The 23,364-nt window shown below is 66.5% G+C and carries 21 protein-coding genes; 3 read left to right on the top strand and 18 right to left on the bottom strand.

The features are described 5' to 3' along the window. Positions 1-78: 78 nt before the first annotated feature. From QW887_RS08205 to QW887_RS08195, 3 genes are all read left to right on the top strand, one after another. Complete coding sequence (locus tag QW887_RS08205; RefSeq protein ID WP_315718215.1) at positions 79-483, top strand: nuclear transport factor 2 family protein; 405 nt, start codon at positions 79-81, stop codon at positions 481-483. A gap of 276 nt (positions 484-759) precedes the next feature. Next, on the top strand, positions 760-1,278 hold the full coding sequence (locus tag QW887_RS08200; protein ID WP_315718256.1) for a hypothetical protein: 519 nt from the start codon (positions 760-762) through the stop codon (positions 1,276-1,278). A gap of 449 nt (positions 1,279-1,727) precedes the next feature. Then, on the top strand, positions 1,728-3,347 hold the full coding sequence (locus tag QW887_RS08195; protein WP_315827037.1) for a rhodanese-like domain-containing protein: 1,620 nt from the start codon (positions 1,728-1,730) through the stop codon (positions 3,345-3,347). A gap of 112 nt (positions 3,348-3,459) precedes the next feature. Here the strand turns inward: QW887_RS08195 and mmsB are convergent, their stop codons facing one another. The 18 genes from mmsB to uxuA all read right to left on the bottom strand — a co-directional run bounded on the left by mmsB (position 3,460) and on the right by uxuA (position 23,335). After that, positions 3,460-4,650 carry a multiple monosaccharide ABC transporter permease gene (gene mmsB / locus QW887_RS08190; protein WP_315750338.1) on the bottom strand — a complete coding sequence of 397 codons (1,191 nt, stop codon included), beginning with the start codon at positions 4,648-4,650 and terminating at the stop codon, positions 3,460-3,462. Between the two features lie 21 nt (positions 4,651-4,671). Continuing rightward, the gene (mmsA, locus tag QW887_RS08185) at positions 4,672-6,222 is read right to left on the bottom strand and encodes a multiple monosaccharide ABC transporter ATP-binding protein (RefSeq protein ID WP_315750337.1); all 1,551 of its coding nucleotides are present in this window, start codon (positions 6,220-6,222) and stop codon (positions 4,672-4,674) included. An 82-nt stretch (positions 6,223-6,304) separates the two neighbouring features. Next, the gene (chvE, locus tag QW887_RS08180; protein ID WP_315827038.1) at positions 6,305-7,375 is read right to left on the bottom strand and encodes a multiple monosaccharide ABC transporter substrate-binding protein; all 1,071 of its coding nucleotides are present in this window, start codon (positions 7,373-7,375) and stop codon (positions 6,305-6,307) included. A 109-nt stretch (positions 7,376-7,484) separates the two neighbouring features. Further along, positions 7,485-8,366, bottom strand: coding sequence for an SMP-30/gluconolactonase/LRE family protein (locus QW887_RS08175; RefSeq protein ID WP_315827137.1), 882 nt, complete (start codon positions 8,364-8,366; stop codon positions 7,485-7,487). Continuing rightward, positions 8,366-9,445 carry an aldose epimerase family protein gene (locus QW887_RS08170; protein ID WP_315827039.1) on the bottom strand — a complete coding sequence of 360 codons (1,080 nt, stop codon included), beginning with the start codon at positions 9,443-9,445 and terminating at the stop codon, positions 8,366-8,368. Before QW887_RS08170 ends, QW887_RS08175 begins: the two co-directional genes overlap by 1 nt. Before the next feature lie 4 nt (positions 9,446-9,449). Further along, positions 9,450-10,376 (bottom strand): Gfo/Idh/MocA family oxidoreductase, encoded by a 927-nt coding sequence (locus QW887_RS08165; protein WP_315827040.1) that lies wholly within the window; start codon positions 10,374-10,376, stop codon positions 9,450-9,452. Positions 10,377-10,378: 2 nt separating this feature from the next. Then, on the bottom strand, positions 10,379-11,308 hold the full coding sequence (locus tag QW887_RS08160) for a dihydrodipicolinate synthase family protein (protein ID WP_315827041.1): 930 nt from the start codon (positions 11,306-11,308) through the stop codon (positions 10,379-10,381). Between the two features lie 9 nt (positions 11,309-11,317). After that, the gene (locus QW887_RS08155; RefSeq protein WP_315718202.1) at positions 11,318-13,054 is read right to left on the bottom strand and encodes an IlvD/Edd family dehydratase; all 1,737 of its coding nucleotides are present in this window, start codon (positions 13,052-13,054) and stop codon (positions 11,318-11,320) included. Then, the gene (locus tag QW887_RS08150; RefSeq protein ID WP_315718201.1) at positions 13,051-13,794 is read right to left on the bottom strand and encodes a FadR/GntR family transcriptional regulator; all 744 of its coding nucleotides are present in this window, start codon (positions 13,792-13,794) and stop codon (positions 13,051-13,053) included. The genes QW887_RS08155 and QW887_RS08150 overlap by 4 nt, the downstream gene beginning before the upstream one ends. Then, positions 13,791-14,786 carry a galactofuranose ABC transporter, permease protein YjfF gene (yjfF, locus tag QW887_RS08145; RefSeq protein ID WP_316175845.1) on the bottom strand — a complete coding sequence of 332 codons (996 nt, stop codon included), beginning with the start codon at positions 14,784-14,786 and terminating at the stop codon, positions 13,791-13,793. Before yjfF ends, QW887_RS08150 begins: the two co-directional genes overlap by 4 nt. After that, a complete protein-coding gene (locus QW887_RS08140; protein WP_315718199.1) occupies positions 14,783-15,775 on the bottom strand; it encodes an ABC transporter permease in 993 nt (330 codons plus the stop codon). Before QW887_RS08140 ends, yjfF begins: the two co-directional genes overlap by 4 nt. Further along, positions 15,772-17,322: a sugar ABC transporter ATP-binding protein gene (locus QW887_RS08135; RefSeq protein WP_316175846.1), complete on the bottom strand. Its 1,551-nt coding sequence runs from the start codon at positions 17,320-17,322 to the stop codon at positions 15,772-15,774. Before QW887_RS08135 ends, QW887_RS08140 begins: the two co-directional genes overlap by 4 nt. A gap of 109 nt (positions 17,323-17,431) precedes the next feature. Next, complete coding sequence (ytfQ, locus tag QW887_RS08130; RefSeq protein ID WP_316175847.1) at positions 17,432-18,397, bottom strand: galactofuranose ABC transporter, galactofuranose-binding protein YtfQ; 966 nt, start codon at positions 18,395-18,397, stop codon at positions 17,432-17,434. Between the two features lie 240 nt (positions 18,398-18,637). Continuing rightward, positions 18,638-19,282: a bifunctional 4-hydroxy-2-oxoglutarate aldolase/2-dehydro-3-deoxy-phosphogluconate aldolase gene (gene eda / locus QW887_RS08125; RefSeq protein WP_315718195.1), complete on the bottom strand. Its 645-nt coding sequence runs from the start codon at positions 19,280-19,282 to the stop codon at positions 18,638-18,640. Continuing rightward, a complete protein-coding gene (locus QW887_RS08120) occupies positions 19,279-20,175 on the bottom strand; it encodes a sugar kinase (RefSeq protein ID WP_409977992.1) in 897 nt (298 codons plus the stop codon). Before QW887_RS08120 ends, eda begins: the two co-directional genes overlap by 4 nt. A gap of 47 nt (positions 20,176-20,222) precedes the next feature. Beyond that, positions 20,223-21,254, bottom strand: coding sequence for an L-idonate 5-dehydrogenase (locus QW887_RS08115; RefSeq protein WP_315718192.1), 1,032 nt, complete (start codon positions 21,252-21,254; stop codon positions 20,223-20,225). A gap of 33 nt (positions 21,255-21,287) precedes the next feature. Continuing rightward, positions 21,288-22,055: a glucose 1-dehydrogenase gene (locus QW887_RS08110; RefSeq protein ID WP_315718191.1), complete on the bottom strand. Its 768-nt coding sequence runs from the start codon at positions 22,053-22,055 to the stop codon at positions 21,288-21,290. A gap of 83 nt (positions 22,056-22,138) precedes the next feature. Continuing rightward, entirely contained in the window at positions 22,139-23,335 is a 1,197-nt protein-coding gene (gene uxuA, locus QW887_RS08105) for a mannonate dehydratase (protein WP_315718190.1), read from the bottom strand. Positions 23,336-23,364 lie beyond the last annotated feature (29 nt).

Raw genomic sequence — 23,364 nt, 5'->3', positions numbered from 1 at the left:
GCAAGTTTTTGCAGGCGCGCGGATGTGCGTTTCCAAACATTGCTTGATTTTCGCACCGGCTTGGCTCACGCCATCACAATGAGCGATGACCGCGAGATCCTGGCCGCCAATGCGGCCTTCTATGCCGCCTTCACGGACGGTGATTTCGCGGCGCTCGTCGCCCTCTGGGCCGATCGCGACGGCATCTCCTGCATTCATCCCGGCTGGCCGGCGATCGTCGGCCGCGCCGCCGTGATCGGCAGCTGGCGCGACATCCTCGCCAACCCGGGTCGGCCGAACATCGTCTGCGCGGATCCGCACGCGATCGTCGACGGCGATCATGGTCACGTGCTCTGCATCGAGCTGGTGGACGGCGCGGCGCTCGCCGCGGCCAATCACTTCGCGCGCATCGACGGCGCCTGGCGGATGATCCACCACCAATCCAGCCCGATCGCGCAGCTCGCAACGCCGGAAGACGACGCCGACGGCCATCGCCTCCACTGACCGCCGCATCTGGCACGAAACTTGATGTGTCCTCCCTGACCGGCAGCAATGTCGGAGATTGTTGATTTTCGTCGCGTCGGATTCGGACCGGATGTCCGTCTCCACGCAAGGCGATCTGCGACGGCTGCGACCAGCAATGTGCAGATGCCGACGGGAGACAGGGATGGCACGCGTTCTGACCGCCTATCTAAAACGCAGCGATGTGCCGACGCGCACAGCGTTGCAGCACGCCATCGACCTCACGCTCGGCCAGGCGCGGGGAGCACTGGGATGAACATCACGGCTCCGCTACAGCCGACCGCGATTCACGCCGTTCCCGCCGAGCTCTGCGGCTGCGGCTTCCGCTTGCTGATGATTCGGCAGTTCAACGTCGGTGCCGTGCCGCCGGCCTTCGCCATCATCGATCAGCGCGTCATGCGCATGCCGCAGCGGCTCGGCCGCCATGGCGTGTCGTTTGCCGCCACGTTCCTGCCCGAGGTGATGGCGTGGCTGATCGATCACCTCGGCCGGCCGTCGCTGCATGACGAGACCGGCCGCTCCTATCGCAATCCGCGCTGGCCGGTGGTGTGCTGGCATGACCAGGAACGCTATTGGCCGAGCGGCGCCGTCACGGTCGAGTGGTTCGCCGAGGTCGCCTTTCAGGATCACGCCTCTTGGATGGCGTTCCGTACCCATTGGCATGACGACCTGATGGGCCGGAATGGCGACGTTGACGCATCCGGTGGAGAAACCGATGCGTGCGAGCGGGACGCGGCGGGAAAGGAATTTGCCGACGACGCGTTGCAGCGAGCATGATTTGCCAAAGTCGCGCGACAGCATGACCGGACCTTGTCCGCGCAATTCTGCCGCGTGATAGTCGAGTGGCTACAGCAGCTCCGGAGGATCTCATGCGCTACGTCTCGTGGTTTGGGGGCTGGCTCGGCACCTTCCGTTCCGAGCGCATGGCGGAGCAGAGGACGACGGGACGAAACGCGGCCGTTCTTCCGAGGCGGTCCGCCGAGCTCTCGAGCGAGGACTTGTTCTACATTGCCATGCTGGGGCCGCACGTCTGACCGGCGCTGCCGCCGAGCGCAATCGGGTGCGGCGGGCTGGACAAACGGTCGTCATGCCGCCACACAAGGGCGACACTCCATGCGCCCCGGCCCGGGCTGCGCGCCGTGATTGTGGGTCCATGCCGCAGGTCTGCTCCACGGACGCATGAACGATGCCGGGGACCGCGGCGGACCTCACCTGCGGACTCCCGAATGACATCGCCGACGCCCTCTCACCTGCCCCGAAATGCATCCGATCAGCCGCGCCAGACGACCCCGACCGAGCTGCGGCGGCGCTGGCGTGCCGGCGAGGAGGTGGCGCTGCTCGATGTCCGCGAGGAGGGCCCCTACTCGCTGTCGCACCCGTTCTTCGCGGTGTCGCTGCCACTGTCGCAGATCGAGCTGCGCATCCTCGATCTCGTGCCGCGTCTGAATGTACCCGTCGTCGTTTATGATGACGGCGAAGGCTATGCCGCCCGCGCGGTGCCGCGCATTCATGCACTGGGCTACACCGACGTCGCGATGCTCGCTGGCGGGCTGTCGGGCTATGCGCGCCATGGCGAGGTGTTCCGGGACGTCAACGTGCCGAGCAAGGCGTTCGGCGAATTGGTCGAGGCCATCCGGCACACGCCGTCTCTGTCGGCCGACGAAGCCAAGGCGCTGATCGAGCGCGAGTCGAATCTGGTCGTGCTCGACGCCCGCCGCTTCGAGGAATATCGCACCATGAGCATCCCGCGCGGGGTCAGCGTCCCCGGCGGCGAGCTGGCGTTTCGGGCGCGCGAGCTCGCGCCGTCGCCCGACACCACGATCATCGTCAACTGCGCCGGACGCACGCGTTCGATCATCGGCACGCAGTCGTTGATCAATGCCGGGCTGCCGAACAAGATCTATGCGTTGCGCAACGGCACCATCGGCTGGACCCTTGCCGGCCATCAGGTCGAACGCGGCAGGACCGCGCGCATGCTGGAGCGGCCAGAGGCGAGCTACGCGACCGCGCTGGCGGATGCCAAGGCCTGGGCCGAGCGCGTCGGCGTCGGCGTGCTCGATGCCGCGACCTTCGCGCGCTATCAGGCCGAGGCTGGGACGCGCACGCTGTATTGCCTCGACGTTCGCACGCCCGAGGACTACGCCGCCGGCCATCCGGCTGGCTTCGCGTCGGCGCCGGGCGGCCAGCTGGTGCAGGCGACCGACGAGTGGGTCGGCGTGCGCGGCGCCCGCCTGGTGCTGTTCGACGATGACGGCGTGCGCGCGCGCATGACGGCGTCATGGCTGAAGCAGATGGGCTGGGACGTGGCGGTCGTGGGACCGGATGTCGTTGGAACGACCGAAACCGAAATCCGCGCCGCACGCCGACCGCCGCTGCCGCAGCTTGGCGACGCGGCAATCAGCGCCGAGCAACTCGCGGCCGATGCGGCGGCGTGGACCATCGTCGATCTCACGCGCAGTCCGAGCTACAAGGCCGGACACATTCCGGGCGCACATTTCGTGCTGGCGTCGCGCTTTTCATCGGATCTCGTCAAGCTGCCAGGCGATGGTCCGATCGTGCTGACAAGTGACGACGGCGCCGAGGCGGCCTTTGCGCTTGCGGATGCACGTGCCGCAACGACGCGTGAGCTCCGCGCGCTCACCGGCGGTACGCGCGCCTGGACGGCTGCCGGCCATGTGCTGGAGAGCGATCGGTCCTCATGGATCTCGCCTGCCGACGACGTCTACAAGCGTCCCTATGAGGGCACCGACAACGCCGCGGAAGCGATGCAGGCCTATATCGACTGGGAGCTGCAGCTCGTCGCCCAGCTCGCCAACGACAGCGTGTCGAATTTCCACGTGGTATAGGTCGGCGACGGACTCGACCTCGTCATTCCGGGGCGCGTGCCGGAATGACGATGGTGGATGCCGAAGAGCCCCGGCTAAGACGCCCTGTCAGAGAATGTGCGGCGTATAGCGCTCAGCGGCGCTGGTTGTAGACGTCGATGCAGACGGCACCGAGCAGCACCAGGCCCTTGATGACCTGCTGATAGTCGATGCCGATGCCGAGGATGGACATGCCGTTGTTCATCACGCCCATGATCATGGCGCCGATGACAGCGCCGCCGACCCGTCCGACGCCGCCATAGGCCGAGGCGCCGCCGATGAAGCACGCCGCGATGACGTCGAGCTCGAAGCCGAGGCCGGCCTTCGGCGTCGCGGTGTTGAGCCGGGCGGCGAAGATCAGGCCGGCCAGCGCGGCCAGCACGCCCATGTTGACGAAGGTCATGAACACCAGCCGCTCGGTCTTGATACCCGACAGCTTGGCCGCCTTGGCGTTGCCGCCGACCGCATAGATCTGCCGGCCGATCACCGTGCGGCGCGTCATGAAGCCGTACAGCGCGATCAGCGCGGTCATGATGACCAGCACGTTGGGCAGGCCGCGATGCGAGGCGATCAGGTAGGTAAAATACATCAATGCGCCGGCCAGCACGACGTTCTTGGCGGCGAAGAAGCCGAACGGCTCGACCTCGATGCCGTGCTCCACTTCGCGCGCGCGGCCCTTGACGCTGGCATAGACCAGAATGAGCGTCAGCACCGCGCCGATCGCGAGCGACGTGGGATAAAGGTGCGCCGCGCTCGGCATGAACTCAGGGATGAAGCCGGACGACAGCTTCTGGAACGTGCCCGGGAACGGCCCGACCGACTGCCCCTGCAGCAGCGCCAGCGCCAGACCCTTGAACACGAGCATGCCGGCCAAGGTGACGATGAAGGAGGGAATGCCGAAATAGGCCACCCAATAGCCCTGCGCGGCGCCGATCGCGGCGCCGACGATCAGGCAGGCGATGATCGCGAGCGGGAAGTCGACGTGATAGCGCACCATCAGCACGGCGGCGACCGCGCCGACGAAGCCCGCGACCGAGCCGACCGACAAATCGATGTGCCCGGTCACGATCACCAGCAGCATGCCCAGCGCCATGATGACGATATAGCTGTTCTGCAGCACCAGGTTGGTGAGGTTGAGCGGCTGCAGCAGGGTGCCGTCGGTCATGAACTGGAAGAACAGCATGATCACGAACAGCGACAGCAGCATGCCGTAGCTGCGCAGATTGTTCTTCAGGAAGCCGCTATGCGACTTCTCCTCCGGGAGCGAAACCGTCTTGTCGGTCATTGCTGGCGTCCTCCCGACCGCTTACGCGGCCGTCTCCTGGTTCTTGATGGTTTCGTTACGCATGATGGCGCGCATGATCTTTTCCTGCGTCGCCTCCGGCCCGGCGAACTCGCCGACGAAGGCGCCGTCATTCATCACGCAGATGCGGTCGCAGATTCCGAGCAGCTCCGGCATCTCCGACGAGATCACGACAACACCCCGGCCGGCATCCGCGAGCTCCTGGATGATACAGTAAATCTCATACTTTGCGCCAACGTCGATGCCCCGCGTCGGCTCGTCAAGGATCAAGACCTTGGGATCGGTCATCAGCCATTTCGACAGCACGACCTTCTGCTGGTTGCCGCCGGAGAGCTGGCCGGCCTCCTGATAGACGTCGGAGCAGCGGATGCGCATCCGGCCGCGGTAGCCGGACGCCGCCTTGAGCTCGGCGATGTCGTCGATCACGCCGTTCGGCGCGACCTGGGATAGGCTCGCCAGGGTGATGTTCTTGCGCACGTCGTCGGCCAGGATCAGGCCGAGCTGCTTGCGGTCCTCGGTGACATAGGCGAGGCCAGCATCGATGGCCGCCGGTACGCTGTTGAGATTGACGTCATGGCCTTCGAGGCGGGCGCGGCCCGTGATGTTGACGCCCCAGGAGCGGCCGAACAGGCTCATGGCGAATTCGGTGCGCCCCGCGCCCATCAGGCCGGCGATGCCGACGATCTCGCCGCGGCGCACCTGGAAGTTGACGTTCTTGATCACTTGGCGGTCGGAATGCTGCGGGTGGTAGACCGACCAGTTCTCGACCGTGAACACGGGCTCGCCGATCTTGGGCTGCCGCTCGGGGAAGCGGTGCGCCATGTCGCGATTGACCATGCTCTTGATGATGCGGTCCTCCAGGACCGGCTCGGCGCGACAGTCGATGCTGTCGACGCTGCGGCCGTCGCGCAGCACCGTGATGCGATCGGCGACGCGGGCGACCTCGTTCAGCTTGTGCGTGATCAGGATCGAGGAGATGCCCTGCTCGCGGAAGGTGACGAGGCGGTCGAGCAGCGCCTGGCTGTCGGCCTCGTTCAGGCTCGCGGTCGGCTCGTCGAGGATCAAGAGCTTGACGCGCTTGGACAGCGCCTTGGCGATCTCGACCAATTGCTGCTTGCCGACGCCGAGATCGGTGATCAGCGTATCCGGCGATTCCTTCAGGCCGACCTGGGCCAGCAGTTGCTGGGTGCGCCGGTAGACCTCGTCGCGATCGATGACGCCGAAGCGCTGCGGCGCATGCGACAGGAAGATGTTCTCGGCGATCGACATCAGCGGGATCAGCGCGAGCTCCTGGTGGATGATGATGATGCCGAGCGCCTCGGAATCGTTGATGTCGCGGAAGCGCCGCTCCTCGCCCTCGAAGATGATCTGGCCCTCATAGCGGCCATAGGGATAAACGCCGCTCAGCACCTTCATCAAGGTCGACTTGCCGGCGCCATTCTCGCCGACCAGGGCGTGGATCTCGCCCGCCTCGACCGTGAAGCTGACGTCGCGGAGCGCCTGCACGCCCACGAAGCTCTTGCTGACGCCGCGCATCTCGAGGATTGCCGTCATCGCCCTGTTTCCCGCAACACTTGAGCCGCCCTAAACGAGAGTAGCCGGCGAGCGCATGGCCGCGCTCGCCGGCCGGTTGAGATCACTCGACCTGCGACTTCTTGTAATAGCCGCTGCCGATCAGAACCTTCTCCCAGTTGCTCTTGTCGACGACGACCGGCTTGAGCAGATAGGCCGGGACGACCTTGACGCCGTTGTTGTAGGTCTTGGTGTCGTTGACCTGCACCTGCTTGCCGCTCAGCGCAGCATCGACCATGTCGGCGGTCACCTTGGCGAGGTCGCGGGTGTCCTTGAAGATGGTCGAGTACTGATCGCCGCGCAGGATCGCCTTGACGGACGGCACTTCGGCGTCCTGGCCGGAGATGACCGGCATCGGCTGGTTGCCGCTGCCATAGCCGACGCCCTTCAAGGAGGAGATGATGCCGATCGAGAGGCCGTCATAGGGCGACAGCACCGCGTCGACACGCTTGTTGCCGTAATAGGCGCTGAGCAGGTTGTCCATGCGGGCCTGGGCGGTGGCGCCGTCCCAGCGCAGGGTCGCGACCTTGTCCATGCCCTTCTGACCGGACGCCACCACGAGCTTGCCGGAGTCGAGATAGGGCTGCAGCACCGACATCGCGCCGTTGTAGAAGAAGTAGGCGTTGTTGTCGTCCGGAGAGCCGCCGAACAGCTCGATGTTGAACGGGCCCTTGCCGTCCTTCAGGCCGAGCTTGTCGACGATCGACTGCGCCTGCAGCACGCCGACCTGGAAATTGTCGAAGGTCGCGTAGTAGTCGACATTCGGCGTGTCGCGGATCAGGCGGTCATAGGCGATCACGGTGACGCCCTTCTCCTTGGCCTGCTTCAGCGCGTCGGACAGCGTGGTGCCGTCGATCGCCGCGATGACCAGCACCTTGGCGCCCTTGGTGACCATGTTCTCGACCTGCGAGAGCTGGTTCGGGATGTCGTCCTCGGCATATTGCAGGTCGGTGTTGTAGCCGCGCTCCTTCAGCACCTTGACCATGTTGTTGCCGTCGTCGATCCAGCGCGCCGACGACTTGGTCGGCATCGCGATGCCGATCGTCGGCTTGCTCTGGGCCATTGCAGCGCCGGACAGGGCCACGACGCCGAGGCCGGCCAGCGCGGCGGCCATGATGGTCTTGAAATTCAGCATGCTTCACTCCCTCTAAGATTTTCAGATTTGAACTAGGAATACGCGATTGCGTATCTTGATACCAGATGGCTGTTAGGCTGAACGACGCTCGACTCGATTGTTCCTCCTCTCAGATCGACAGCTTGACGTCAGGCTCGGCGCGACCGTGAGCGCCGACCTCGAGAAGGAAAGTCTGGCCATGGCCAGGGTCGGCCGCCTTGGCCGCCGCGTCCATGTCCTGCCAGGCCGACGTGACCAGCAGGCGCGACAGACCGGGACCGACGAAGGCCGGGCAGCTCGCCTGGCTGGCCGGAACCGCGATGCTGCGGAGATGCTCGCCCTGCGGGCTGTAGACATCGACGCAACCGCCGCCCCAGCGTGCGTTCCAGATGCGCCCCTCGGCATCGACGACCGCGCCATCCAGCCCACCGACGCCTGCATGGCACAGCAGCACCTCCGGCTCACCGCGCGGCAGGCCCGTCTCCGGGTCGAGCGCGACACGATAGAGGACGTTCTCGTCGGTGTCGGCGAAATAGCCGATCGCGCCATCCGGCGAGAAGCAGATCGCGTTGGGAATGGTGACGTTGGGGAACAGGCGGATGATCTCGCCGCGATGCAGCGCGTAGATCGAGCCCAGGCCGCACTCGGCGTTGCGGCCCATGGTGCCGATCCAGAACGTCCCGGAGGGATGAACCCGGGAGTCGTTCGACCGCGTCGCCCGATTGTCGGCTTCGAGCGGCAGATACAGGGATAGCGCACCGTCGGCGATGCTGCGGATGTAGAGCCCGTCCTCGGCCACAATCAACTGCCTGTTGGCATCGATACGGCCGAGCGCGCTCGCCATCCTGCCGAGGCCATGGCGGCGGAGTTCGCCGCTGCCGATCTTGGCCTCGAACAGCAGGCCTTCACGAATGTCGAACCACCAGGCGGTGTCGGTGTGGGGATCGTAGGTCGGCCCCTCGCCGAGATGGCAGCGCTCGTCGCAAAGGATCGTGGTCGGCACCTGCTCCATCATGCGGACGCTCCCGCGGTCGAGAAGCGATACACCGTCTCGTGCTTGTAGACGTCATCGGGCGCAAGACGCGCGCTGGGAAAATCCGGACGGTTCGGACTGTCCGGCCAGACCTGCGGCTCCAGGCAGAGCGCGTCGGATTGACGATAGACACGCCCCTTGCCGGTCACGGTCCCGTCAAGATAGTTGCCGGAATAGACCTGCAGGCCGGGCTGATCGGTCAGCAACTCCATGACGCGCCCCGAGCGCGGGGACGCCAGCCGGGCGGCCAAGCGCACCCCCGCCTGCTGTCGAACGCAGAAATTATGATCGTAGCCGCGACCGCATTTGATCTGCGGGTCGTCAGCGCGGATGCGGGCACCGACCGCATGCGGCTCGCGGAAATCGAACGGCGTGCCGGCGACGGCGTGCGGCGGCCCTTCCAGCGGGATCGCGGTCTCGTCGATCGCGAGATAATGGTCGGCTTCGACGGTCAGACGATGATCAAGGATGTCGCTGCCGGCGGCCAGGCCATCGAGATTGAAGAAGCTGTGGTTGGTCAGGTTGACCACCGTCGTCCGGGTGGTCCGGGCGCTGAAGCTGACAGCCAACTCCATCGGCCCGGTCAACTGATAGGTGACACGAACGTCGAGCCGCCCCGGATAATTGGCCTCGCCGTCGGGACTGACATAGAGCATCGTGACCGAGGGCTGGGCGCCGTCTTCGGTCGCGACGATCTGCCAGAGCTTGCGGTCGAAGCCGTCGGGGCCGCCGTGCAATGCATGTGCACCATTGTTGGCGTCGAGGCGCAGATCCTGACCGTCGAGCGAAAAGCGCGCCTTGGCGATGCGGTTGGCGTAACGCCCGACCGTCGCACCGAAGAACTTTCGGAGCTTGACGTAGCTCAGCAAGTCGTCATGACCGAGCACCACGTCATCGACAAGCCCCTGCGCATCCGGCACCAGCAGCGTCTGCAGCGCCGCGCCGTAGGTGATGATGCGCGCCTCGAAGCCGTGAGCCCCACGCAAGGTGACGCGCTCGACCTCGCGGCCGTCCGGCAGGCTGCCAAACACATCCCTGGTGATCCGCGCTTCTGCCATCGCTCTAGTCCTCGAACGGCTCGACGAATTGCCGGCGGCCGAGCAGGAACGCATCGGCCACCAGCCGCAGCGGCGCGAGATCGACGTCACCAGCGCCGGTCTTCGTCAGTTCGACGAAGCGACGATAGAGGCCGGGATATTCGCGTTCCTTCTCGTCGACCATCGGCTGATCGTCCGCGGTCATCCGCGCGCCGCCGAGCGACAGCTTCAACTGCCCAGCGTCGGTCTCGATCCGGATGTCCCAGCTCTGCGGCCCGGTCTGGCGGAAGTCGAACTCGGCCGCGATCGGCAGGTCGCTGGCTGTCGACAGTGACAGGTTGGCCGCGATCGGCGCCTGGCGGTTGGACGGAAACGACAGTTCGGCCTCGGTCAGGAACACCGGCTCGGGCAGGATGCGGGTCAGGATCGACAGCGCGTTGATCCCCGGATCGAACACGCCGAGCCCGCCCGGCTCCCAGATCCAGCCCTGCCCCGGATGCCAGACGCGCACGTCCTCCTTCCAGTCGATCCGCACGCTGCGGATCTGACGCGACGACAGCCACGCGCGCGCCGGCTCGACGGCCGGCGCATAGCGCGAATGCCAGGTCGCGAACAGCGTGCGCTGCTTGGCAGCCGCGAGCGCGATCAATGGATCGAGCTCGCTGACCGCCGCACCCGGCGGCTTTTCCAGCATCACATGCTTGCCGGCCTCGAGCGCAGCCTGCGCCTGCGCGCGGCGCACCTGCGGCGGCGTGCATAGCGAGACGGCGTCGATCTCCGGCCCGTCGCGCAGCAGCTCCTCGATGGTGCCGAAATGCGGCAGGCCTGGCAGAGAGGCGTTGCGGCTCGCCACCGCCGTCAGGGTCACGCCCTCGGTGGCGGCGATCGCCGGCACGTGCTGATCCCTGGCGATCTTGCCGAAGCCGACGATGGCGACACGAAGCTCGCTCATCTCTAGCGTCCCCAACGCAGCACGACTGGGTCGAGCCGGCGCGCGATCTCGATCAGTCCCTTCTGGGTCGCCGGATGAATTGGCGGCTGCGGCGCTCGCAGCGTGTCGTGGCGGATCACGCCGCCCGCCTTCATCAGGATCTTGCAGGTGGCAAGCCCGCACTGTCGGTTCTCGTAGTTGATCAGCGGCAGCCAACGCTCATAGGCCGCAGCCGCGGCCTCGCGGTCGCCCGCGAAATACGGATCGATGATCTTGCGAATGCCATCGGGATAGCCGCCGCCGGTCATCGCGCCGGTGGCGCCCGCGTCGAGATCGGCCATCAGGGTGATTGCCTCCTCGCCGTCCCACGGACCTTCGATCGCCGCGCCGCCTGCCTCGATCAGCGCGCGCAACTTGTCGGCCGCACGCGGCACTTCGATCTTGAAATAAGCGAGATTCTCGATCTCCTTGGCCATGCGCGCCAAGAACGGCACCGATAGCGGCGTGCCGGCGACCGGCGCGTCCTGCACCATGATCGGGATCGAGATCGCGTCGGAGACGCCGCGATAGAATTCATAGATGGAGGTGTCCGGCACGCGGAAGGTCGCGCCGTGATAGGGCGGCATCACCATGACCATGGCAGCGCCCTTCTCCTGCGCCCGGCGCGAACGCTCGGCGCAGACAAAGGTCGAGAAATGCGTCGTGGTGACGATGATCGGCACGCGGCCGGCAACATGCTCCAGCACCGTGGTCATCACCAGATCGCGCTCGTCATCGGTCAGCACGAACTGCTCGGAAAAATTGGCGAGGATGCATATGCCGTGCGAGCCCGCATCGATCATGAAGTCGATCGCGCGCTTCTGGCCTTCGAGGTCGAGACGACCGTCGGCGTCGAACACGGTCGGCGCCACCGGGAAGACTCCCTTGTAGAGCTTTCTGGCGGAAGCGGTCATGGGTACCTCTCAGTGATTGTCGCGCGGCACGGGCGAGCCGGTGCGGCCGACGAGGAAATCGAAATCGACGCCGCGATCGGCCTGCAGCACGTGATCGATGTAGAGCTTCTGATAGCCGCGGGCCGCATGCGGCTTCGGCGGCGTCCAGGCGGCGCGGCGTGCGGCCAGTTCCTCGTCGCTGACATGCAGATGCAGCCGGCGCGCGGCGACGTCGAGCGTGATCATGTCGCCGTTCTTCACCAGCGCCAGCGGTCCGCCGACGGTAGCCTCCGGCGCGACATGCAGCACCACCGTGCCGTAGGCCGTGCCGGACATGCGCGCATCGGAGATGCGGATCATGTCGCGCACGCCCTGACGCAGCACTTTCGCAGGCAGCGGCATGTTACCGACCTCGGCCATGCCCGGATAGCCCTTCGGCCCGCAGTTCTTCAGCACCATGATGCAGGACGCATCGATGTCGAGATTGTCGTCGTCGACCGCGTCATGCATCTCCTCGACGCTCTCGAACACGACCGCGCGTCCCGTATGGTTCATCAGTTCCGGCGAGGCCGCCGACGGCTTGATGACAGCGCCGTTGGGGGCGAGATTGCCGGTGAGAATGGCGATGCCGGCTTCCGTCTTGAACGGGGTCTCGAACGGTGTGATGACCTCGGCGTTCCAGTTCGGAGCCTCGGCGACATTGTCCCACAACGTCTTGCCGTTGACGGTGCGCGCGTCCTTGTGCAGCAGGCCGCGCTCGCCGAGCGCACGCAGCACCGCCGGCAGGCCGCCGGCGTAATAGAAGTCCTCCATCAGGAAGCGGCCCGACGGCATCAGGTCGACCAGGCAATGCACGTCGCGGCAGAGCCGATCGAAATCATCGAGCGTCAGCTCGACGCCGACACGGCCGGCGATCGCGAGCAGATGCACGACGGCATTGGTCGAGCCGCCGATCGCGGCCAGCGTGCGGATCGCGTTCTCGAACGCCTGGCGCGTCAGGATATCCGACGGCTTGAGATCCTCGCCGACCATCTGGACGATGCGCCGTCCGGCCATGCGGGCCAGCAGGTTGCGCCGCGCATCCGCAGCCGGAATCGCCGCATTTTCCGGCAAGCCGATGCCGAGCGCCTCGACCATCGAGGCCATCGTCGAGGCCGTGCCCATGGTCATGCAGCTGCCGGCGGAGCGGTTCATGCCGGCCTCGGCCTCGTGGAATTCCTTCAGCGTGATCTCGCCGGCGCGCAGCTGCTCGCTCATCGAGATGATGTTGGTACCGGAGCCGATGATCTGGCCACGATAGACGCCGCGCAGTTGTGGCCCGCCTGAAACACCGATCGCAGGCAGGTTGGCCGAGGCGGCGCCCATCAAGAGCGCCGGCGTGGTCTTGTCACAGCCCATCAGCAGCACGACGCCGTCGAGCGGGTGGGCGCGGATCGCCTCCTCGACATCCATCGAAGCGAGGTTACGGAACAGCATCGCGGTGGGGCGCATCGTCACCTCGCCGAGCGAGGAGACCGGAAACTCCAGCGGATAGCCGCCGGCATCGAGCACGCCCTGGCGGACATGCTCGGCGATGACGCGGAAATGCGCGTTGCAGGGTGTCAGCTCCGACCAGGTGTTGCAGATGCCGATGACCGGTCGGCCCTCGAAGCGATCCTGCGGCGTGCCGCTGTTCTTCAGGAACGAGCGATAATAGAAGCCCATCTTGTCCTGGCGGCCGAACCACGCCTGGCTCCGCAGCGTCTTCTTCTCGTTGTCGTTGCTCATTCCCGGTCCGTTCGTGCAGCCGACTGGGCATGGCGCCGCCGGCCGTTGTAGATGACTTCGATCATGGCCTCGGAGGCGCCGTCGGCGTCTCCATCCGCGATCGCGTCGATGATGCGCTGGTGCCAGACCAGCACGGTGTCGCGATCGGCGGTCTCGATCGGGGCGCTCAGGACGAACGAGGCGCGCAACGCGGCCTCGATGACAGCGCCGATCGAGCGCATGAAGGGATTGCCCGAGGCGTTGGCGACCGCGATGTGCAGCGCAAGGTCAGCCTCGGCGAAAGCGACCGATGTCGATGGCTCGCGCTCCATCTGCGCCATCGCCTTGCGCATCGCCGCGACGTCGTCATCCGTACGGCGTTCCGCCGCGAGCGCCGCGGCGCGCGGCTCGATCGCCAACCGGATCTCGGCGAGGTCGGCGAGGAAGCGCTTGTCGATGCCCGCGTCGAGGTGCCAGGCGAGCACGTCGGGATCGAACATGTTCCAGTCCGAGCGTCCGCGCACCACGGTGCCGACGCGGGCCTTGGTCGACAGCAGACCTTTTGCAACGAGGGTCTTCACGCTCTCGCGCAGCACCGGCCGTGAGACGCCGAAGGTCGCGGTCAGTTCGGCATCACCCGGCAGCCGCGCCCCCTCGGCCAGTCGGCCGGAGATGATGTCGATGCCGATGCTGCGAGCGACCTCGGCATGGTTGGAATGCGCGCGCCGGGTCGGAATCGAGACGATGTGCGACGTCGTCATGTCGGCGCCCCCATCGGCTTGGCCCCTGCGGGCTTGACGGATGAGCGGCGCGCGAGCGCCATCAGACCTTGTTGCAACGCAATGAAGACGAACAACAGAACCCCCGTGGCGATCTTGGTCCACCAGCTCGACAGCGTGCCGTCGAAGTTGATGTAGGTCTGGATCATGCCCTGGATCAGGACGCCAAGGAAGGTGCCGATGACCGAGCCCTGTCCGCCCGTCAACAAGGTTCCGCCGATCACCACGGCCGCGATTGTATCGAGCTCGACGCCAACGGCCGAGAGCGAGTAGCCGGCCGCGGTGTAGAACGAGAAGACGATGCCGGCGAGGCCCGCAAGCACGCTCGACAGCATATAGATGCGGATCGTCATCGGCCCGACCGGAATGCCCATCAGGGCTGTCGCCACACGGCTGCCGCCGAGCGCGTAGACGTTGGCGCCAAACCGGGTCAAATGCAGCAGCAACGCGCAGAGCACCAGGATCACGAGCATCGCCATCGCGATCGCGGTGAGCCGTCCGCCGCCTGGCAGCCGGATCGCAAAGTCGGAGACGGCACTGTAGATCGGAGCGGTGATCGGAATCGACTCGGTCGACAGCAGGAAGCTGACGCCGCGCGCCAGGAACATGCCCGCGAGCGTCACGATGAAGGGCGGCAGCTCAAATACGTGAATGACCGCCCCCATCGCGGCGCCGAACAGCGCGCACAGCACGAGCACCATTGCGAACGCGGCAAACGGCGGAATGCCCCAGCGCTCGACCGCCAGAGCCACGAACACCGTCGTGAAGCCGATCACCGAGCCGACCGACAGATCGATGCCGCCGGAGATGATGACGAAGGTCATGCCGGCCGCGACGATGCCGAGGAAGGCGTTGTCGGTGAGCAGATTAGCGACGACGCGGGTCGAGGCGATGTTCGGGAACTGCAGCGCGCACAACGCGAAGCCGGTGACCAGCACGAACGCCGTGATCGCAACCGAGGTCGAGGCCTTCATGGCTTGGTCCTCCGCCAGCGCGCGGTGAAGCGCGAGAGATCGCCGAGCCGCGGCGATTGCGCCAGCAGCACGGCAAGTACGACGACGGCCTTGACCAGCAGATTGAGCTCCGGCGGATAGCCCGACAGCAAAATGCCGGTGTTCATGGCCTGGATGATCAGCGCGCCGGCCACCGCCAGCACCAGGCTGAAGCGGCCGCCAAACAGCGAGGTGCCGCCGATCACGACGGCGAGGATCGCATCGAGCTCGAGCCACAGCCCGGCATTGTTGGCATCCGCCCCCATGATGTCGGCGGCCGCAATGACGCCCGCGAGCGCGGCGCACAGTCCGCACCAGACATAGACCGACAGGATCATGGCGCGGGTGCCGACGCCCGACAGCTCGCTGGCGCGCGCGTTGCCGCCGGTCGCCTCGATCAAGAGCCCGAGCGCGGTGCCGCGCACGACCGCCCCCGTCACCAGCAGCATGCCGATCGCGATCACGACCGGCGTCGGCAGGCCGAGCACGGCGCCGTTGCCCATCCAGACCAGATCGGGCGACGTGAACGTGACGATGCGCCCCTCGGTGATGAGCTGCGCGATGCCGCGTCCTGCGACCATCAGGATGAGCGTTGCGACGATCGGCTGGATACGCAAGAAGGCAACGAGGATGCCGTTCCAGAGCCCGCACACCAGACCGACAGCGAGCGCGGAGCCGATGACCACCGGCAGCGAATGCGTATCGGCGAGGCTCGCCGCGGTGGCGCCCGCGATCGCCATCACGGCACCGACCGAAAGGTCGATGCCTCCGGTCGCGATGACGAGCACCATGCCCAGCGACAGCAGCGCCACCGGCGTGCCGCGGTTCAGGACGTCGATGACGCTGCCGAACAGCCGGCCGTCCTGCAGATGGAGATTGAAGAACTGCGGCGACACCGCGCGATCGATGATCAGGATCAAGATCAGTGCGAGCGCTTGTGCCAGGCCACGGCGGGGAATGCGAAGCGTCATGATGCGGCCTCGCGCACGGACTCGGTATCCGCAGCGATCGCCGCAAGAATGCTGGAGACCTCGACGGCGTCGCCCTTCAGCTCCTCGACATGGGCGCGGTCGCGCAGCACGATGACGCGGTTCGAATAGGTCACGATCTCGTCGAGCTCGGAGGAGATCACAAGCAGCGCCAGCCCCTGCTCGCACAGCTCGCGCACCAGCCGGATGATCTCGGCATGGGCCCCGACGTCGATGCCGCGCGTCGGCTCGTCCAGAACGAGGAGCTTCGGCGACGTGGCGAGCCAGCGCGCCAGCAGCGCCTTCTGCTGGTTGCCGCCCGACAGCAGCCCGATCGGACGTTCCGGATCCGGCGGCCGGATGTCGAGCATGCGGATGTAACGCATCGCGATCTCGTCCTGCTCGCGCCGCGACAGTGGCCGGTGCAGGCCGCGCCGTGCCTGTAGCGCCAGCACGATGTTCTCGCGCACGGTGAGGTCGGCAACGATGCCCTCCGTCTTGCGCTCTTCCGGACAATAGCCGAAGCCGAGCCCGGCGGCATCGCGCGGCGAATTCAGCCGGACGGTCTCACCGTTGACGGTGGCCGCACCGCTGTCGGCGCGCTCGGCGCCGAACACGAGCCGTGCCGTTTCGGTGCGTCCGGAGCCGAGCAGGCCGGCGAGCCCGACCACCTCGCCGCGGCGCAGCTCGAGATCGAACGGCGCAAGGTAGCCCTGCTTGCCATAGCCCTTGAAACTGATGCAGACCTCGCGCGCCTTGTCCGGCTGGCTCGCTGCGCGTTCGTGGGTGGTCTCGGCCAGCTCCCGCCCGAGCATCATGCGGATCAGGTCGAGCCGCGGCAGATCGGCAATCTCGCGCGTGCCGATCAGCCGGCCGTTGCGCAGCACCGTGACGCGGTCGCAGATCTCATAGACCTGATCGAGGAAGTGGCTGACGAAGATGATGCCGATGCCATCAGCCGCGAGCTTTCGCATCACCTTGAACAGGATCTCGACCTCGTGGCGGTCGAGGCTCGCCGTGGGCTCGTCGAGAATGAGGACGCGCGCCGACAGATCGACGGCGCGCGCGATCGCCGTGATATGCTGGACAGCGACCGAGTAGCTCGAAAGCGGTGCGCCGACGTCGATGTCCAGCCCATAATCCAGCAGCAGCGCATGCGCGCGCCGCCGCATCTCGGCCTCGCGCACGACGCCGAACCGCGTCGGCTGCCGGCCGAGATACAGATTTTGCGCCACCGAGAGGTTCGGCAGCAGATTGACTTCCTGATAGACGGTGGCGATGCCGGCATCGACCGCGTCCTTGGCCGAGCGCGGCGCGATCTCCCGATCGGCCAGCCGCACGGTGCCGGCGTCCCGCGCGAAAACGCCGGTGACGACCTTGATCAGCGTCGACTTGCCGGCGCCATTCTCGCCGAGCAGTGCGTGGATCTCGCCCTCACCCAGCATGAAGTCGACATCCTGCAGCGCCTTGAGCGCACCGAAGCTCTTGGTGAGGCCGCGGATCTCCAGAAGAGACGGACGCATCGCCGGCGGAGCGGAAGGATCAGACATGACGAACTACTTGGGCAAGACCGGGAAGTCGACGCCCGCACGCGATGCGGGCGCCACGATTGATTTCCGTCGTCCCGGCAACAGCCAGGACGACGGCGAGATCTTCGGCTCAGTAGCCGAGCCCCTTCTTGCTGTCGTAGACCTTCTGCGGATCGTCAGCCGCGGTGTAGAGCTTCGATTCCGTCTGGATCCACTTCGGCGGAACGGTGCCCTTCTCCTTGAAGGCCACGATTGCGTCGAACGCCGGGCCCGCCATGTTCGGCGTCAGCTCGACGGTGGCGTTGGCTTCGCCGGCGGCGATCGCCTTGAAGATGTCCGGCACGGCGTCGATCGAGACGGTCAGGATGTCCTTGCCCGGCTTGAGCCCGGCTTCCTTCATCGCCTGGATGGCGCCGACCATCATGTCGTCGTTGTGGGCATAGACCGCGCAGATCGACTTGCCGCCGTTCTCGGCCTTGATGAAGCTTTCCATCACCTCCTTGCCCTTGGCACGGGTGAAGTCGCCGGTCTGGCTGCGAACGACCTTCAGGTTGGCGTTCTTGGCGACGACGGCGTCAAAGCCCTTCTTGCGGTTGGTGGCGACGCTGGCGCCGACCGTGCCCTGCAGCTCGACGACGTTGCAGGCCTTGCCGCCGACCGTCTTGGCGAGCCACTCGCCTGCCACCTCGCCCTCGTGCACGCTGTCGGAGGTGACGGCGGTCAGATAGAGGTCCTTGCCGGAGGGATCGATGTCGCGGTCGAGCAGCACGACCGGGATCTTGGCTTCCTTGGCTTCCTTCAGCACCGCGTCCCAGCCGGAGGCCACGACCGGCGCGAGGAAGATCGCGTCCACGCCCTGGGCGATGAAGGAGCGGATCGCCTTGATCTGGTTCTCCTGCTTCTGCTGGGCGTCGGCGATCTTCAGGTTGATCTTGCGCTTGGCGGCTTCAGATTTCGAGACCGAGGTCTCGGCGGCGCGCCAACCGGACTCCGATCCGATCTGCGAGAAGCCGACGGTCAGCTCAGCGGCGCCAGCAGACGTGGCAAGCAACAAGGCGGCCGTTGCCGAGGCCGCAAAGAGGGCTTTCAGGGTCATCAGACGTTCTCTCCCAAAAAGGTACTGTTTTTTGATGCGCCGCCGCGAACAGCGGTGCCGACGCACCTATTCACCCGCCTCGACGGCCGGTGACGTCCGTTATTCCACGGAACACTCGGGATGACTAGTCATATTATTTGACTGTAATACTTTTTGAGAATGACAAGCGCCGACGGAGGCCTACGCTGCCGAAGATGAACGTCGGACACAAACAAAATTTTAAGTTGTGGACAGGCCAGATCAGCGCAGCTTCGTCGCCTCGCGGGCGCGCTGCTCGATCGCAGCCCAGGCCCCGGCCTTGATGTCGGCCGCGGGGGCGACCCAGGAGCCGCCAATCGCAACGACCTTCTTATGCGCCAGCCATTGCGCAGCGTTGCCGGCATTGATGCCGCCCGTCGGGCAGAACCGTACGTTGGGGAACGGCCCGGCCAGCGCATCCAGCGCGGCGAGCCCACCGGCCGGCACCGCAGGAAAGAACTTCACCAGCTCATAGCCGCGCGTCACGCAGGCGATGAGATCAGAGGCGGTCTGAATGCCCGGCGCGAACGGCATTTCGCCCGCATTCGCGGCATCGAGCAGGCCGATCGACAGGCCCGGACTGATCGCGAAGGCTGCACCGAGCCCGGCGGCGCGCTCGTAGTCCGCCGGCGTCAGCACCGTGCCGATGCCGACAACGGCGTCCGGCACCTCATCAATGATCGCGCGTGCGGCATCGAGCCCCGCCTGCGTCCGCAAGGTGATCTCGATGACGCGGAGACCGCCGGTAACGAGCGCGCGCGCAAGCGGCACGGCATGCGCGGCGTCCTCGATCGTGATCACCGGAATCACCGGCGCCAGAGCGAACACCGCATCGAGCTTCGTGCGCTTGTCCAAATTGTTCATCATGCCTCGCTCATCGTCAGAATGTCCCGCGGCATCGCGGTGGCCGGGATCACGGCTCCCGGCGCCATGATCACGGCGCCGGCAAGCCGGTGGCCGGCCAACGCCGCCTTGCGGGGCGGCGCGCCCTTGATGCGCGCGGCGAGATAACCCGCATTGAAGGAATCGCCGGCCGCCGTGGTGTCGATCGGCTTGAGCACCGCAGGCGGCGCGATGTCGACCAGCACACCATCGGCATGGATCAGGCAGCCGCGTGCGCCGCGCTTGACGACGACCTCGCCGACCCCGGCTTCCTTGAAGCGGCGCAGGCTGACGGAGGCGTCGGCATCGCCGAACAGCATCTGCTCATCCTCGAGCGTCGGCAGCGCAACGTCGACCAGCGGCAGGATCGCGCGGAACGCGCGCTGCGCCACCTCGCGGCTGGCCCAGCCGCGCGGCCGGTAGTTGCCGTCGAAGACCACACGCGCGCCGCGCTTGCGCGCCACCGTCAAGAGCTCACGCAGCTTGGCCTTGCCGGTCTCGCCATAGAGCGAGAGGCTGATGCCGGAGAGATAGATCCAGTCGAAGCGGGAGAGCCTGTCGAGCATGTCGCGGTCGGCGCGATCGAACAGCTCGCGCGCCGGCGCGCGGTCGCGCCAATAGAGGAAGCTGCGCTCGCCCCGGGCATCGCGCTCGATCATGTACAGGCCGGGCACGCGGCCCTCGACCTGCAGCACCTCCGAGGTGTCGATGCCCTCGGCCTGCCAGGCCGCCAGCATCATGGCGCTCAAGGGATCATCGCCGAGCGCCGTGACGTAGGAGGTGGGCACGCCGAGCCGGGCCAGATAGAGCGCCGTGTTGAGCGTGTCGCCGCCGAAGCCGCGCCGGAACAGCGAGCCGTCCTCCTGCGCAAACTCCACCATGCACTCTCCGATGCAGGCGACTTTCATCGGCGTCAATCCATCCATCAAAACGTCAAATGAACCTTCATCGACCGGCCTCGATCGCTGGCGAGCTCGAAGGCGGCGACCGCCTGCTCGAATGGCAGCGCAGCCGAGATCAGCGGCTTGACGTCCAGCAGCCCCTCGCCCATCAGCCGCAGCGCCAGCTCGAATTCGCGGTCGAACCGGAACGTGCCGCGCAATTGCAGCTCCTTCGTGACCAGCGTGTTGACCGGCAAGGTCATCTCGCCGCCGAGCCCAAGCTGGACGATGACGCCGCCGGGCCTCATGACGTCGAGCGCCGCCCGCAGGGCGGCCTGGTTGCCGGAGGCCTCGAACAGCACGTCGAACGTGCCCTTCCCGCTCCGCCACGGATCGAGCGCCGACGGCTCCGCCCCGACATTGAACGCATGGCTGGCGCCGAGCGTGCGCGCCATCGCAAGCGGCGCGTCGGCGACGTCGGTCGCCACGATCTCGGCTGCGCCGCCGTAACGCGCGACCAGGATCGACAGCGCTCCGATCGGGCCGCAGCCGGTCACCAGCACGCGCTTGCCGAGCAGCGAACCGGCCTGGTGCGCGGCATGCAGGCAGACCGACAGCGGCTCGGCCATCGCGGCCTCTCCCAGCGACAACGACGGCGCGATCGGCACCGCCTGCGAGGCATCCACGGTGACGAACTCGCGGAAGCCGCCCTGCACGTGGGGATCGCGCATCGCGCTGCCCATGAAGCGCATGTCCAGGCACTGGTTGCGCCGCCCCTCGCGGCAATAGGCGCACTTGCCGCACGGCAGGCTCGGATTGACGGCGACGCGCGTGCCCTCGGCGAGGCCGGTCACGCCGGCACCGACCGCGGCGACGTGGCCTGCGATCTCATGACCCAGCGCCATCGGCTGCTTGATGCGGACCGTGCCGAAGCCGCCGTGATGGTAGTAATGCAGATCCGAGCCGCAGATGCCGCCGGCCTCGATCTTGACCCGGACCTCGCCGGGTCCCGGCGCCGGATCGGGAAAGCTGTCGATGCGCAGATCTTTCGGCGCGTGAATGACGACCGCACGCATGGCCGGCCTCCCTGTCTCGTGTCTTCCGCGATCCTACATCGCCGCCAGCATGCCGCCATCGACATAGATGGTCTGGCCGTTGACATAGGTCGACGCGTCGGAGGCCAGGAAGATCGCGGTGCCGACCAGTTCGTCGGGACGACCCCAGCGCTTCGCCGGGACGCGCGACATCAGCCAGTTGTTGAAGTCGGGGTTGCTCATCAGCGCCTGGTTCATGTCGGTCAGCATGTAGCCGGGACCGATCGCATTGGCCTGGATGCCGTGCGCGGCCCATTCGACGGCCATCGCGCGGGTCAGGTTGCGGATGCCGCCCTTGGCCGTGGTGTAGGGCCCGATCGTCGGCCTTGCCAGCTCGCTGCCGAGCGAGCCGATGTTGATGATCTTGCCGCTGTTGCGCGGAATCATCCGCTTGGCGGCCTCGCGCCCGATCACGAACGCGCTGGTGAGGTTGGTCTCGATGACGCGGCGCCACTCGTCGGTGGTGAACTCGACCAGCGGCTTGCGGTGCTGGATGCCGGCATTGTTGACGAGGATGTCGATCGCGATCCCCTGGTCATCGAAACGCGCGAAGGCGCTGACCACCGCCTGCTCATCGGTCACGTCGAACGGGCAGGCCTCGGCCTGATGGCCCGCGGCGCGGAATTCTTCCGCCGCCGCCAGCGTGCGCGCCGGGTCGATGCCGTTGATGACGAGCCGCGCCCCGGCCTTGGCAAAGCCTTCGGCAATGGCGCGGCCGAGGCCGCGGGAGGAGCCGGTCACCAACGCGGTCTTGCCGGAGAGATCGAAGAGTGAGGTCGACATCTGTTCAACTCGTGGACGACGTTCCGGCGGGCATCCTCGTTGACGGACAGCGCGCTGACAAGCGCGTTATCCTGCCCTGCCGATCAAACCGGGAGACGGTTAATGGCCGCGACGGCGGTCATCACCCCGCGGATCTCGGCGAGGCCCTTGAGCCGGCCAACCAGCGGATAGCCGGGATGCGTGCCGCGGCCGATGTCGTCGACCAGCTCATGACCGTGATCGGGGCGGAACGGGATCCGCCAGTCCGGATCGCCCTCGGCCTTGCGGCGCGCCTGCTCCTTGAGCAGCGTCGTCACGATCGCAACCATGTCGACATCGCCGCGCAGATGCTCGGCCTCCATGAACGAGCCGTCGAGCATCTTGGTGACGTTGCGCAGATGGACGAAGCGGATGTGCGGGGCGAACCGCTCGGCAAGCCGCGGCACGTTGTTGTGGCCGCCAGCGCCGAGCGCGCCGGTGCAGAACGTGATGCCATTGGCCTTCGACGGGGCGGCATCGACGATGAACTGCAGATCCTCGGCTGACGACACCACGCGCGGCAGGCCGAACAGGTCGCGCGGCGGATCGTCGGGATGGACGCACAGGCTGACACCGCACTCCTCCGCCACCGGCACCACCTCGCGCAGGAAGCGCGCGTAGTTGGCACGCAGCTCGGCATGGCCGATGCCGCGATATTTCTCCAGCATGCGGCGCAGGCCGGGCACGTCATAGCGGTCATAGGCGCCGGGCAACCCGGCCATGATGGTCGCGAGCAGCCGGTCCTTGTCGGCTTCGGAGGCCTGCGCCACCCAGGCTCTGGCGCGGTCGAGCACGTCGGAGGAGAATTCCGCCTCGGCGCCGGGCCGCTGCAGGATGTAGCAGTCGAACGCCGCCAGGCGATCCATGTCGAAGCGGAGCGCGGTGGCGCCGCCCGGCAGGCGGAAGGCGAGCTCGGTGCGGGTCCAGTCCAGCACCGCCATGAAATTGTAGCAGACGGTAGTGACGCCGCAGGCGGCGAGGTTGCGCAGCGACTGGCGGTAGTTGTCGAACAAGGACGTCAGATCGCCCTCGCCCAGCTTGATGGCCTCGGAGACCGGCAGGCTCTCGACCACGCTCCAGCGCAGCCGCAGCGATGAATCGCCTTCGATCAAGCCGATGCGCCTGATGATCTCATCGGTGCTCCACACCACGCCGTAGGGAATGTGATGCAGCGCCGTCACGATGCCGGTCGCGCCGGTCTGGCGAACCTGCGGCAAGGTGATGGGATCATCGGGTCCGAACCAGCGCCACGTCTGTTCCATGTCGTCACCTTCCAGAATGAATCAAGCGC

This window comes from Bradyrhizobium sp. SZCCHNRI3052, assembly GCF_032484895.1.
Lineage (GTDB): Bacteria > Pseudomonadota > Alphaproteobacteria > Rhizobiales > Xanthobacteraceae > Bradyrhizobium.
Note: the sequence above shows the minus strand (reverse complement) of the source record. Positions and strands in the feature narration are given on the sequence as shown.

Bases quoted from the DNA above. Each gene is read 5' to 3' on its own strand.
- yjfF (WP_316175845.1), bottom strand. From the start codon at position 14,786: ATGAAGGCCTCGACCTCGGTTGCGATCACGGCGTTCGTGCTGGTCACC.
- mmsA (WP_315750337.1), bottom strand. From the start codon at position 6,222: ATGACGGCAATCCTCGAGATGCGCGGCGTCAGCAAGAGCTTCGTGGGC.
- QW887_RS08135 (WP_316175846.1), bottom strand. From the start codon at position 17,322: ATGTCTGATCCTTCCGCTCCGCCGGCGATGCGTCCGTCTCTTCTGGAG.
- chvE (WP_315827038.1), bottom strand. From the start codon at position 7,375: ATGCTGAATTTCAAGACCATCATGGCCGCCGCGCTGGCCGGCCTCGGC.
- QW887_RS08110 (WP_315718191.1), bottom strand. From the start codon at position 22,055: ATGTCGACCTCACTCTTCGATCTCTCCGGCAAGACCGCGTTGGTGACC.
- QW887_RS08160 (WP_315827041.1), bottom strand. From the start codon at position 11,308: ATGACCGCTTCCGCCAGAAAGCTCTACAAGGGAGTCTTCCCGGTGGCG.
- QW887_RS08165 (WP_315827040.1), bottom strand. From the start codon at position 10,376: ATGAGCGAGCTTCGTGTCGCCATCGTCGGCTTCGGCAAGATCGCCAGG.
- mmsB (WP_315750338.1), bottom strand. From the start codon at position 4,650: ATGACCGACAAGACGGTTTCGCTCCCGGAGGAGAAGTCGCATAGCGGC.
- uxuA (WP_315718190.1), bottom strand. From the start codon at position 23,335: ATGGAACAGACGTGGCGCTGGTTCGGACCCGATGATCCCATCACCTTG.
- QW887_RS08155 (WP_315718202.1), bottom strand. From the start codon at position 13,054: ATGAGCAACGACAACGAGAAGAAGACGCTGCGGAGCCAGGCGTGGTTC.
- QW887_RS08115 (WP_315718192.1), bottom strand. From the start codon at position 21,254: ATGCGTGCGGTCGTCATTCACGCGCCGAAAGATCTGCGCATCGACAGC.
- eda (WP_315718195.1), bottom strand. From the start codon at position 19,282: ATGATGAACAATTTGGACAAGCGCACGAAGCTCGATGCGGTGTTCGCT.
- QW887_RS08170 (WP_315827039.1), bottom strand. From the start codon at position 9,445: ATGGCAGAAGCGCGGATCACCAGGGATGTGTTTGGCAGCCTGCCGGAC.
- QW887_RS08195 (WP_315827037.1), top strand. From the start codon at position 1,728: ATGACATCGCCGACGCCCTCTCACCTGCCCCGAAATGCATCCGATCAG.
- ytfQ (WP_316175847.1), bottom strand. From the start codon at position 18,397: ATGACCCTGAAAGCCCTCTTTGCGGCCTCGGCAACGGCCGCCTTGTTG.
- QW887_RS08205 (WP_315718215.1), top strand. From the start codon at position 79: ATGAGCGATGACCGCGAGATCCTGGCCGCCAATGCGGCCTTCTATGCC.
- QW887_RS08150 (WP_315718201.1), bottom strand. From the start codon at position 13,794: ATGACGACGTCGCACATCGTCTCGATTCCGACCCGGCGCGCGCATTCC.
- QW887_RS08175 (WP_315827137.1), bottom strand. From the start codon at position 8,366: ATGGAGCAGGTGCCGACCACGATCCTTTGCGACGAGCGCTGCCATCTC.
- QW887_RS08140 (WP_315718199.1), bottom strand. From the start codon at position 15,775: ATGACGCTTCGCATTCCCCGCCGTGGCCTGGCACAAGCGCTCGCACTG.